Here is a 12,655-nt window from a genome sequence, read left to right as displayed (position 1 = left end):
TATTTATTCTATGTCAAATTTAAAGGGTGATTTATAAATGAATCGTGATTTTATACCCAAGTAGTATTAGGGTGAATTTAATTTGAAAAACGAGGTATTAGTGGTAGATAACATAGATTTTTTACCTTTTAAATGAGTTTCTATGAAACTCATTTAAAAGGTAAAAACACGGTACATTTTGTCCCAACACTAAATGTAATAGTAAAAAACACGTAGAAGTTAGTGATAATAATTTTAAAATAATAATACTACTTTATGGGTATATTTTGATAGGTGGAAGGCTTTATATGATTACTATCATCATCAATTGATACAACTTCACTAAATCAAATCGGCAAAATAACCTGTTTACCCATTTGATAAAGGTTACTATACCCAAATGACCTCAAGATGCAGGGTTCAGTGCTTCATCAACGAGCCTACGTCAAGCTCAATCACGGCAGGAATAGTTATTCCCTTTCAACGTGATTGAGCGCAGAAATAGGTTTGTTGATGAGCTCCCAAAGAGCGAGAATGTATGAACCGTCAATCCAATGTGCGCTTTGAAGATAAAGCTATTCAGCGTTAAAAAGTAGCAATCCAGATTAGGAGGGAATGAAACTCACCCTCTAAATATAAATCAGTATGTTTAGCCGAAAACGAACTATGCTATTGCTCATTGTTCTCTAAAAAAACCTCTACCCGTCGATTTAAGGCCCTGCCAGATTTATTATTACTTAACGATAATGGTTGTGTTTCTCCTCGACTACTCACTGTTGTTTCAATGCTCTTAGTTTTTGATGTTAATAGCTTCGAAACCCACTCAGCGCGTTTGAAACCTAATTGCTGGTTATATTCTTTACTACCTACGTTATCAGTATGTCCAACAAGAGTGACGTTAGGCACGTTTTTAACTAATTCAAACACTCGTGACAAAATCTGTTCATCATTTGCACTTAATTCACTACTGTCGAATTGAAAATGAAAACGAGCAATTCCTTTACCCTGCTCCCAGTATCCTTGGCTTAATACGTAACTTAAACAATTTTTGGGTAACTGTTCCGGTTTAATATTGGCTTTAATCCAATCAACATCATTAACCGTATCAGTAGATTTTGTTTGTAAACTGTCACCGGGATACATTACCAATGTTTTAGCGTGAGTTGCGGTACGAACCTGATAGGTTTCTGTATTTTCAGCATGCCGGCACAGATATGAATACATAGAATCATTATCAGCAAATACGTTATAAGAAATGCAACTAGCCGTTATCATCGTGAATACTTTTGTTCTCATGATTAATCCTTCTTAATTCACAGGCGACAAACGCCCCATTTCTTCTGCGATGAGTTCAAGAATTTTGTCTTTAATTGAATCACTATCAGTAGCATCGTAAACATTATCATCGCCAACACACTCTCCCATTTGTGGATAGCTACTCACCTTGTAGCCAAAACCAATTGCGAATAATCTAGATTTTACAGTGTCACCAGAAACAGTTTTAAGGCTATTTAAGTGATCGGTAATAGTTGAACAGAGATCATTAGCTATTAAAGTGTCAGTGATATCTGTGTGAGTATTCATTCCATCAGATAAAATGATGATCAATCGACGTGGATTACTTCCTTGGTTTGCTATTTGAGCACCGCGTATCAGTCCTGAATAAAACGCAGTTGTACCATCAGGTTCAAACCCGCTGATAGTATTGTTAAAACTTTCGAAGTCAGAAGTTAAATCTAATGTATAGAATACGTTTTGTGAGCTTTGTGTTGACGTAGGCAGGAAATAATCATCGCTGCTAAAAATATGGCTTACTGTCGAACTAAAATCGATATCGTCGTAACTATTTGTGCACCATCCATCTTCTTTAGGATGAGGGTTCCCATATTTGTTAATTTCATCACTTTTGCACACTAGATAGCTATAGTACGGATAACCGCTATAAGATTTTGTTTTGGTCGTTGAACTAGTTGTGGCCGTCTTCGTACCAGATATTGAACTAGGTCCATAAACATATGAGTTAAACCCAACAAAAGATAGCGTATTCTTGTTGGTATTGGTTTTCTCGTTGTATTCTTCTAACGTTTCTGATACCTCAGAAATGATATCTTTAAGTTCTATGTATTTAGCGTCACGAGCAGAAGTCACAGAGTTAAACATAGACGAAGAAAAATCTGAGACCAAAACAATATCAACGGTCTTTGATTGGTATTTTCGAGCCGAAGAGTAACCACCAACGGTTAAATTATCGCCAAAACTTGTTTCTATCGTGTCACTGGAAAACCAATTAGGCTGCGATATCTTAGCAGCAACTGTGTATTCGAAAAACCGCTCAGATGCCGATGCAGATGGATCACAATCAGTATTATCTTCACAAGCGATATCATGTGTTTCTATATCCGTCACTTCAGCATAGGGGAAGTAGTATTGAATATAATTACTTGCCATTTCATCATGCGCGTCATCGGTTGAACCGCTCTGACCTGCAATAGCAAGAGCGGCCATTTCCGCAGCTTCTTCTAAGCGGGCCTTGTCTTGAAGCGCTCTTGCACCGTCGGTACCTAAGATAAATACACCAAAAAGGAGTGGAATCAACATAGCAAACAGCATTGCTGCATGACCATGTTGTTTGTTCTTCAATTGCATAGCCATTATTAACGTCCTATTGCTAATGAACTAACGGCAATAGTTGAGAAATCTTTACCTACCAATTCCCCAAACCAGTTCACAGTATCGTAACAAAGCGTTACTTGATAAACAGTTGAAGAACGCCCCCAAGACGTCTGAAATATAAGCTCTTTATCCGGTACAGATCCTTCACAATTCGCTCCACTAATTCCCTTTTCTGTACTATTCCAATCCGCAACGTCCACTAATTGATCACCAGTACCATAATCTGAGCGCTGTCTTACTTTTAGATCAAAGCCGAATTGGCTGGAATCAAAATTGTGAACTGTCCTTTTCAAGGAGTTGACTGTAATGATATAAGCTTCTTTCGCTTGAGAATCACTCACTTCATAATCATCATCACTACTATCACTTTCACCAAAAAGTTGCGTTCTTTCTTTTATTACGTTAGCTATTGAATAGGACAAACGATCAAGTTTACCTTTTGTACTCAATTTGATAACGATATCCGCACTAAATACGAGTAGCATGGCAAAAAAGATACCCACGATGGCAAACTCGATCATAAAGTTTCCATGTTGCTTAGTTGATATTGAAGTCACTACGTTGATATTCCTGTATTACGATCTCTTCACGAGCAAACAGAGTGTCACCGTCTAAAAAGTAGTTAAAAATTGGTGGTGCATTGTAGCTAATATGATATATGGCAATGGCAGAATCTGATGCTGTACCACATTCAGCACTGTTATCTTCACTATCATCATTTTTACAATTTTCAGTAACTTGTGATAAATCGTCATAACTACTGATGTAGCGAATGCTATAGGTAAAATCATCAGCATCAGCCACATATTTCCATAGGCTATCACTCTTACTTAAGGTGCTTTTGAAGTCTGCAAGAAATTCTGTAGAGGTTTCAAGGCGTTTACTATGCAATGCCGCTTGTGAAATGGCGAGGTCACCAATTGCAGAAACGTAAGATAAATAGCTCATTTCAACCCACGCCATACACATCAACCAAAAGAAAATAAACCCAACAGCAAATTCGATAGATGCAACACCAGTTTGCTTTTGTCTTTTATGGAAAACCCTCATCATTTTATTAATTCTCTATAGGCGCCATATTGGAACCAACTGACAAACTTTGTAAATTGACCAATCTCAATTCACTTAACTGCATATAAAGTGCATTGCTTTGTTCTTTAGATAAGGATTTTGTCAATTGTGAAAAAGCTTGTTTATCACCTTGCTTTGCATAAACAACTGCCAAATTTGCAGTCACTTTTTTATTATCTAATTCATCGTTTACCACCAACGATTCAAGTAAACGGCGAGCCGTAATATAATCACCTTGCAATAAGAAAACTAATGCCAGGTTATTCTTTATGGTCTGATCGTTTCCCATAGAGGCTCGTGCTTTAGAAAACCATATTTGAGCTTGTGATAATTTCCCTTGATAACAAGATAATACTCCAAGCAAATTCATCACTTCGGCATCTGCGGGTTTACGTTTATTCGCGTCACTAAGAAAAATTTCAGCTTGAGAAAACTGATGAAGGTTCAAGTAGGCTCTACCTGCAAGTAACTCTACTTTTACCTCAAGATCTTGCTTTTGATTAAGTATCGGTTTTAAATAAAATAACGCTGACGAAAAATCCCCCGTACTTTCATAAGTCGAGACCAACTTTAACCGGGTATCGGATCGCTCCTGTTTCGTTAACTGCTTTTTATAGAATTCGATCAACTTCTGTGTATTACCGCTACTTTGAAGAATTTTCTCATTTGTTTGATCAGAGAACTCAATTGATGGTTTATTCGTACATCCAGATAGCAGGCTCAGTCCAAAAATAAACAGTAATAGATTAAAAATGCGCATGTTGTAATAACCTCATAATACCTGGAGCTGCAATCAAAATAACAATAGGAACCATGATAAAGATAATTAATGGAATCGACATTTTTGCAGATAGTTGCCCTATTTTCTCTTCAACATGTAATAGTTGAACTTCTCTAATATCAGCCGATAAGGTAGTTAAAACGCTGTAAATAGAAGACCCATATTGCAAGCTTTGATTTAAAGTCATTACAAAGCTTCGAACTTCATTAGTAGGAACACGAGCATATAATTCTTGTAGCGATTGCTCTAATCCTACGACCCTGGCTCGCTCATCAACTTTTCTCAATAAATGGCTAAGATCTTTATCAAAAGCTCCGAATTCTTGAGCTAAGTAGCTAATTGCAGCTTCAATAGTCATACCGGTTTGAACACAAACAGCCATTAAATCGAGCATATACGGCAATTTATTTGAAATCGTATGGCGGAGTGATTTAGCTCTCATCGCCAAATACGTATCAGGCCCCATTAACACTGAGATTAACCACACTGATTCAGCAACAATAAAATTACTTTGGGGTAAGTCGATAAAAACATCTAAAACGAGGATACCGATGGCACCTAAACAAAGAACACCATACTTCACAACAACGAAATATTTGGAAAATTTATTATCGTAAAACCCAGCAGCTAGAAACTTTTTTTGAATTTCTTTGGGATCGGATGAAAAGATACCATTAAAGAAATGAATTAGCCCCAACCAATTGAAATTTCGCTCACCTTCTAATTTGACATTAAAACTAGCCAATTTTTTTTGTCGATTGAGCTTTAAAAATGTAAGGAGTAGCGTAACTGTTCCAGTTAAAATGAGCACTAATGAAACTAACATTATAAAATTCATGCTATGCACCTCTTACTATCTAACACTTTTCATTAGTGCCCAAACGATTGCAATACCAATCGATTCGCTTGCCATGACGTAATAAAGTATTTGTCTCCCACTGTCATTAAACATAACGAATTCATAATTTTCAGGGCTGAGAAACTGTAGGATAAACAGAAAGAAGAAGGGTATCGCAGCGACTATTTTCGCTGAAGTGCGAGCTTCTGACGTTAACGCATACTTTTTTTTATTGATGGCTCGAGCATTAAACATCGTGCGGTTGAGACGATACATGACCTCTTTCAACTGCCCACCACGTTGCATATTTGCCCGTAACGTAATGACGAAGAAATAAAAAGAAGAGTAAGGGTAACGTCGACATGATTTACGAAATACTTCGTCAGGTGTTTCCCCCAACTGCAACCGACGCCCCATAAGATTAAATTCTCTACCTATATCGCCTTCCAATTTATCGCCAACATATAATATGGCATGCATAACACTTTCCCCTGAAGAAACCGCACTGGTCATCATATTTAGAGCATCAGGAAATTCGGCTTCGAAGCGTTTACGCTCTCGCGATTGCATCCAACGATAAAAAGCCAGCAACCCGCCAAACATAAAAACAGGAGAGACGATAAGAGGAGATGCCCTCAAAAAGTTTTGATTAAAAAATAGAGAAGCAGCAAATAATACGGCGATAACAATAAGCAATTTGAATTGTGCTTTTTTTCCAAGCTGTTTCTTGAAGTTTTCCCAGCGAAGTGCCAAATTTTCTAACCAACTTTGGTTGAGTAAAGAGGCAAGATTCACCGCTTGTTGGCTTGTTACTAATGAATCAACATATTCAGTTTTATTAAACTCTGCGAGATAGTTATAACGATTCTTATGTGCTCGACGCTCACTAACCACGCTGTAAATCAATAAAATTAATCCGATAAAAATCACTAATATTGAGAGCATCAAGCGGGTTCTCCTGCTCGGAAAGCGGCCATTAGTTTATCTTCCAACCCAAAAAACTTCGCTTTTTCTACTAATACCGATCGCTGCATCAAACCAGCGGTGACAAAATGACCATGTATCTTATCGTCGTCGGTTTGCTGAAAAGTGGGTTGAAAACGGAAAATCTCCTCCATCACCACATTTGCGCCTTCAAGACCAATTACCTCAGTGATACTCATTACTTTACGACTACCATCATGCAGGCGAGAAATTTGAATGATTAGATCAACAGCACTGACGATAGTACGACGAATGGCTTCAAGGGGAAGATTGTTATTCGCCATCATGACCATAGATTCAACCCGGGCCATAGCATCACGAGGCGTATTAGCGTGAAGTGTTGACATAGAACCATCGTGACCCGTGTTCATTGCTTGCAACATTTCAAAAGCTTCTGGACCACGACACTCACCCACTATGATTCTGTCCGGGCGCATACGTAGTGAGTTGATAACTAAATCACGTTGATTAATCAGCCCAGTGTTTTCAATCCCAGCGGTACGGGTTTCGAGGCGCACCACATGAGGTTGTTGAAGTTTTAACTCAGCAGCGTCTTCTATAGTGATGACACGTTCTTTTTCAGAAATAAACTGAGATAACGCATTTAACATCGTCGTTTTACCTGATCCTGTACCACCTGAAATCAAGATATTCAAACGACAATGTGCTGCTACCATTAATAGTTGAGCCATCTCAGGACTCATCGCGCCAAATTGACACAACTTACTTAAGTCGATGCTTTGCTTCTTAAACTTACGAATAGAGATGGTCGTGCCATCAATCGCAATAGGAGGAATAACAATATTCACGCGACTACCATCAGCCAAGCGTGCATCACAGGTTGGTGAGGACTCATCGACTCGGCGACCGACCCGATTAGCTATTCTCTTTGCAATAGCTAACAACTGCGCTTCATCAATAAAATTGATCGGGGCTAATTCCATCAAACCATGTCGCTCGATGTAGACAGAATCAGGACCATTAACCATGATATCCGTGATCGATTCGTCATCCATTAAGCGTTGCAGTGGTCCTAATCCAATGAGCTCATCAGTCAGACTTTCCACAAATTCTTTACGAACTGTAGATGAAACAGCCGCATTTTCATTTTCGATGAGTAAGTCAACAGCACTTTCTAATTGAGTTGAAAGTTGCTGACGACTGATATCAGTAATAGCGGTGGGATCTAATGCGTCGAAGATTTTTTTACGTAACGAAACATACAGATTCTTTGTTCCAAGCATTTACTTCACCTTACTCAATAATTTCTTAAACAATGAGTGAGTTTTTTCTGTGCTTTCACCAATCACTAAAGAGGCTAAGGATTTTACAGAATTAGCTGATTTATTATTGATATTGGCTAAACGCTTACCGTCTAAAATAACGTTACCGAAATCACCGATAAACGGGATAACCAGATCCGCTTTTTGATGTAGAAACGTCTCAATCTCGGCCAACGACACACTAGCAAATTTTTCTGGCATAGTGTTGTTAACGACGATGAGCAAACGTGGCCTCTGAGAAGGAGGAACGTTATCGATAATTTGCTTAATTCGACCAGCATCTCTCAGTGATGACACCGTTGGTGTGCTGACTAATAAAATACAATCACTTTCTAGCCAAGAGTGGTTAACTTCATAGACTTGCCCCGAAGATGCAGACATATCCTCAATAATGAAGTTACATTCAGCGGACATGATATCGATAACAGAGCGGTGATACTCAGAAACCTCACCTTGAGTCAGGTCGGGCGCAGTTAAACCAAGTAAAGACAACATGTCATTTTGTTTATGTAATAAACTTTTTGCACTAGCCAAATCTAGGGAATCAGTAAAAGAGCCTCTTTGAATACGGCGCTTTTCAAACTTTTGTACCCCAAGCATGATGTCAAGATTACCGCTGTTATAATTATGGTCGACGACAATACAAGATGAATGTTTAACATTTGAAAGTAGATAAGAAAGTTCTGCAGTAATGGCTGTTGCGCCGACTCCCCCTTTAGCGCCAATAACCGTTACGCGTTTCGCTCGTCGTTTTTGACCTGGCCCGCGATTTCGTTCGCGGTTATCATGCACACTACGTACAAAATCGATCAATTCCTGCTTAGTAATGGGCCAAAAAAGATAATAAAACCCCATTTCTTTTAAGTTACGAATTGTAGATATCGCATCTTCACTACCAATGACGATCACAGATGCATGACTCGGTAGTAAGTGACTAATACGCTTAGCATCATCCGTTACGTTATTACTGTTGTTTAACTCTATCAAAACAATTTCAACATTTTGTAAGCGCACGTGCTCAGAAATGTTTTCATCTTTATTAGGCGCGATAACAGGCTCAGTAATGCCTTCAAAGCGATAGGATTCAAGAACAAGTCCCTGGCATTCTTGTGTCTGATGAAAAAGAACTGTCGTAATTTTTTCTGGCTCAATGTGACTGCTAGCTTGTCCAGACTTTAAAATATCAACTAAATCGAACATGGTTATTGAGTATCCATTGAAATAGACGCCGAACGTTCTGGATTAGTCATAGATAACCAGCGGTTACTTTCAACACTACAACCATGGTCATCAGTAAACTGGCTTAATGAATGATAATTAGCATAGTGGCATTGGCTGGTTTTCACTTTATAATCAGTAAGTAATATAAGAAACGAATCAGAAGCCATATCTGAGGCTAGTAAATGGACATGCTCCTTAGCTACTCCCAACTTTAGTAAGGCATTACGTGTATAGTCAGCCAAACGCAATCCCGCTTTTCCTCTATATTTAAGTTCAACCATTTGCGTCACTACCAACTTATTGTGGTGTGCAATAAAATGGTCGATTGACACCTGAGCAGAACGATAATTCGTCACATCGAGTTTCAAAGTTGACGTAACTGGATATAAGGTCACTTTAGTCCCGACTCGATCGTGAACATGACTGCACCCCATAAGCAATGAAGACAATATCACACCAGCCATAATTAGATTCCATCTAGCGATTTTCATTGAATAAAACCTCCGTTAGCTAGCCACTGACGCGCAGGATATGAAGACGCTGTATTTTTATCTAATGCAAAGAAACGCTGTAGATTTGTTGTCCGCTCAAAACTCGGTAGTTTTACCTGATCACTTTCAATTGGCTTAACCAAACTTACCGTAGCTACAATAACCAGCTCTGTTTTTTTACGTTCAGTTTCGGTATAACGGAAAAGAGCACCTAAAATAGGAATATCACCGATATAAGGAATTTTTGAGAGTGACTCGGTCTCTTCATTACTTAACAGCCCACCGAGAACAAAACTTTGGCCGTCGCCCAGTTCAACTGTTGTTTGAGCTTTACGCGTTTTTAAAGCGGGCAAGTCGTATGTTTCATTTTCATACTGGGTATCAAGAGAACTGACTTCTGGGCTAATCGCTAACTCGATCTTGTTATCTCTAAGTACATTCGCAGCTAGATTTAAACGAATGCCATACTCTTTATACGAAACACTCGTACTGCTATCAATCACAGTTACGACGGGAAGTTCGCCCCCCACTAAAAAACTTGCACTTTTCCCTGATATAACAGAGATATTGGGCTCTGCAAGAACCTGACCAATTGTGTTATCGGCTACAGCATTAATCACAGAAACAATATCACTTGCGCTGAATTTGGTTAAGGAGTTGACAAAAATGCCTTGGCTATTTCCATCTGAGTACATTTGAATGCCTAAGTTCTCGGCAAATGATTGTGATACCTCGGCGACTGTTACTTTCACATTAACCTGCTTCGTTACTGCTACCTCCAAATTATTAACAATACCTTGGTAAGTCGCACCGGTATCTAATGTTAAATCCCCACCAGTAGAAGAGTTAGAAGATGACGAAGAATTAGAAGATGAACTAGAAGAACTCGACACTGATACGGTTTGTTTGGTTGCACTTTTCTCCATCAACTCGCCAACTAAAGTGGCAATGCCTTGCTTTTCTTCTTCCGAAGAAACCGTTCCACTCAAGACAACTTGTTGACCAAGATTGTAAATAGAAATATCTAGATGAGGATAGCGAAGTGCCACTTGCTGCTTGATCAGCAGTAAACTGTGGTTCACCACAATTGTTTTTGCTATTAAATCGTTACCTTCACCGTCAAAAATGATGAGAGATGTATTGCCGACTTTTTTGCCGAACACTACCACCTTCCGTTTACCAATCACTTGGTAATCGGCAACCGTAGGATTGGCTATAAACACCGAACTGATTTCTTGTTTAGTTTTGATTGCCGTTGCTTCACCATCGGCAATGTTAATAAGATTGGCAGCCAGTGCACTATTCAGATATAAAAGCATTATCCAAAGCGATGTAAATACGCCGCATTTAAGGCCAATACGTGAATGAGATATACGAATGGTCATCCCTGAAGTCCTATTTTACAATCGCACTCGCAGCACGAAATTCCGTTACAGCATGGTATGATTCCAAAACATCACCAGCATTGGCTGATAGTTGTTTGGCGGTCGCATTTTTAACTGCAAGATGTACTTCAATCTGTGCAATTCTTTTAGCAATGGTCAGTGTTGCCACCTCTTTAGGTGTAAGCTCTAGAATCAACGCCGTTTTTTCGTGATTGACCCGTTGGTCTTTATTTTTCACTTTCTCTGTCGTCAATTTCAGTACCTTGATGTTCATTAACACTGGCGTTAATGAAACCCCTTTATAAGTATTTACCGAGTGATCATTGGCCAAATTTTGACTAGTTGACGCCAAAGCTAAAATGTCAACTTTTGAATTCGCATGAATAACACCGCCAACGATAGCGTCTGAATTTGTTTCTATTGGAAATGGAATCAACCCAGGCTTAACGACAAAGTCTACATATTCTGGATCTTGCTGATATATTAGCGAATCACGATACAGTAACTTATCCGAATTAATATCTCGACGAACTAGCGGCCGGCCTGAAAAATTAACGACCAAGTTATCATCCAATCCATATTTATTTGCTTTAGATTCAGGCCATTTTTCTAAATAGACATCAGAACGTGTCAAAACATGTCCTTTCTTTAAATCTGATTTAGTTAAATAAACAGTCAGTTTTTTCTCTTCTTTAACTTGGGTTTCAGGGTGAGGCTGAGGCTGTTTTTGCCCAATTACACCATATACACCAACACCAATGGCTATTACCGCAAAGACACTGACTAATTTTATATTCATAGAACACCAAAACGATGAGAACAGTGAGATAATTTATTTTGATAAAAAGGTTAATATAATTCCGAACCCAAAGCTTAAAACGATAGGTATCGCATATGGTACACCGCGGTTAACTATTTCTTTACGGCCACTACATTTGCTATAAAGGAGTAACCCACCGGCAGTAACACCTCCCAAAAACAACATGATAACAACGCATAACAGCAGCCATTGCTGGCTCACACCTAAACTTAAAATGGTTAATAATTTGATGTCACCAGCACCACAGATGCCCAATAACCACACAATAATTCCACAGCTAAACACTTTCAGAGCCGACAAATATACCAACTGATTTATATTTAACCAATCAGCCACCACGACTAATATGAGAATAAAAATCAAGTCATATGTTCCAATTTCACGACGTAGGATATCAGAACATATTACTCTAATTAAAACTAGGGCTAATAAAATGATTAAAAGCCCTTGACTATAACTAAAACTCAATTTGATATTAATTTGTTGAACTAGTATAGGTATTAACTGACGAAATATTTGTAGTGATTTTTTCAATAGCGCCAGATAGAGCATCACCCAAATCACCATTAAAAACCGTTAAGATAATCGCAGACATAGCCACACCAATAATAGCGTATTCAATTGCAGTTACACCACGCTTATCAGAAAAAAAAGAAACGACTTTAGAATATGTTTTACAGCTTAAATTCATTAACATTGTTATATCCTTAGAAAGTAAATATTTATAATTGATTATTTAAGGTGTACAAGGTAAAAATTCCTTAGACAAACTGAGTCTCAATAACCTTATATATCATTTATCTACTGGTGGTTTAGCGTAGAGTTCTTCATGGCTTAGCAGAGTGCAAGTTAAAATGAGAAACTGCCAAAAAGCCTATCCATAGCTAACCATTATTTATATTAAATTGGCACTAACTCAATGTACCTAACTGTTACTATTGATAATAATGAAAGTCATAGCAATGTCATTAATATATCCAAGCAACGAATGACAGAATAATTTTTATTTATCTCAATTCATAGAATAAAAATAAGAAATAATGCACCGCAAAAACAAATTCTCATTTATGAGATACTTTTACATCTATTTCATGAGTGTTTTATCATTTAAAATGATATAGATAAAGTA

At 38.1% G+C, this 12,655-nt stretch carries 14 protein-coding genes; all 14 read right to left on the bottom strand.

Annotated elements, in window-relative coordinates:
• Positions 1-648: 648 nt before the first annotated feature.
• A complete protein-coding gene (locus F9817_RS22840; RefSeq protein ID WP_161158515.1) occupies positions 649-1,275 on the bottom strand; it encodes an OmpA family protein in 627 nt (208 codons plus the stop codon).
• A gap of 12 nt (positions 1,276-1,287) precedes the next feature.
• Entirely contained in the window at positions 1,288-2,631 is a 1,344-nt protein-coding gene (locus F9817_RS22835; protein ID WP_161158514.1) for a vWA domain-containing protein, read from the bottom strand.
• Positions 2,632-2,633: 2 nt separating this feature from the next.
• Complete coding sequence (tadF, locus tag F9817_RS22830) at positions 2,634-3,173, bottom strand: tight adherence pilus pseudopilin TadF (protein ID WP_202436569.1); 540 nt, start codon at positions 3,171-3,173, stop codon at positions 2,634-2,636.
• A 16-nt stretch (positions 3,174-3,189) separates the two neighbouring features.
• Complete coding sequence (locus tag F9817_RS22825) at positions 3,190-3,705, bottom strand: TadE/TadG family type IV pilus assembly protein (RefSeq protein WP_161158512.1); 516 nt, start codon at positions 3,703-3,705, stop codon at positions 3,190-3,192.
• 4 nt (positions 3,706-3,709) lie between these two features.
• On the bottom strand, positions 3,710-4,483 hold the full coding sequence (locus F9817_RS22820) for a tetratricopeptide repeat protein (RefSeq protein WP_161158511.1): 774 nt from the start codon (positions 4,481-4,483) through the stop codon (positions 3,710-3,712).
• Positions 4,470-5,342, bottom strand: coding sequence for a type II secretion system F family protein (locus F9817_RS22815; RefSeq protein ID WP_161158510.1), 873 nt, complete (start codon positions 5,340-5,342; stop codon positions 4,470-4,472). Before F9817_RS22815 ends, F9817_RS22820 begins: the two co-directional genes overlap by 14 nt.
• A 15-nt stretch (positions 5,343-5,357) precedes the next feature.
• Positions 5,358-6,287, bottom strand: a complete 930-nt coding sequence (locus F9817_RS22810) for a type II secretion system F family protein (protein WP_161158516.1) — start codon at positions 6,285-6,287, stop codon at positions 5,358-5,360.
• Positions 6,287-7,570, bottom strand: a complete 1,284-nt coding sequence (locus tag F9817_RS22805; RefSeq protein ID WP_161158509.1) for a TadA family conjugal transfer-associated ATPase — start codon at positions 7,568-7,570, stop codon at positions 6,287-6,289. Before F9817_RS22805 ends, F9817_RS22810 begins: the two co-directional genes overlap by 1 nt.
• Positions 7,571-8,809, bottom strand: a complete 1,239-nt coding sequence (locus F9817_RS22800) for a CpaE/TadZ family protein (protein WP_161158508.1) — start codon at positions 8,807-8,809, stop codon at positions 7,571-7,573.
• 2 nt (positions 8,810-8,811) lie between these two features.
• Positions 8,812-9,321 carry a hypothetical protein gene (locus F9817_RS22795; RefSeq protein WP_161158507.1) on the bottom strand — a complete coding sequence of 170 codons (510 nt, stop codon included), beginning with the start codon at positions 9,319-9,321 and terminating at the stop codon, positions 8,812-8,814.
• The gene (locus F9817_RS22790; RefSeq protein WP_427916729.1) at positions 9,318-10,640 is read right to left on the bottom strand and encodes a type II and III secretion system protein family protein; all 1,323 of its coding nucleotides are present in this window, start codon (positions 10,638-10,640) and stop codon (positions 9,318-9,320) included. The genes F9817_RS22795 and F9817_RS22790 overlap by 4 nt, the downstream gene beginning before the upstream one ends.
• A 76-nt stretch (positions 10,641-10,716) precedes the next feature.
• Positions 10,717-11,505, bottom strand: coding sequence for a Flp pilus assembly protein CpaB (gene cpaB / locus F9817_RS22785; RefSeq protein ID WP_161158505.1), 789 nt, complete (start codon positions 11,503-11,505; stop codon positions 10,717-10,719).
• Positions 11,506-11,538: 33 nt separating this feature from the next.
• Complete coding sequence (locus tag F9817_RS22780) at positions 11,539-12,081, bottom strand: A24 family peptidase (RefSeq protein WP_161158504.1); 543 nt, start codon at positions 12,079-12,081, stop codon at positions 11,539-11,541.
• Positions 12,002-12,223 (bottom strand): Flp family type IVb pilin, encoded by a 222-nt coding sequence (locus tag F9817_RS22775; protein WP_161158503.1) that lies wholly within the window; start codon positions 12,221-12,223, stop codon positions 12,002-12,004. Before F9817_RS22775 ends, F9817_RS22780 begins: the two co-directional genes overlap by 80 nt.
• Between the last annotated feature and the right edge of the window lie 432 nt (positions 12,224-12,655).

It is taken from the genome of Vibrio eleionomae (genome assembly GCF_009874545.1).
GTDB lineage: Bacteria > Pseudomonadota > Gammaproteobacteria > Enterobacterales > Vibrionaceae > Vibrio > Vibrio nitrifigilis.
Note: the sequence above shows the minus strand (reverse complement) of the source record. Positions and strands in the feature narration are given on the sequence as shown.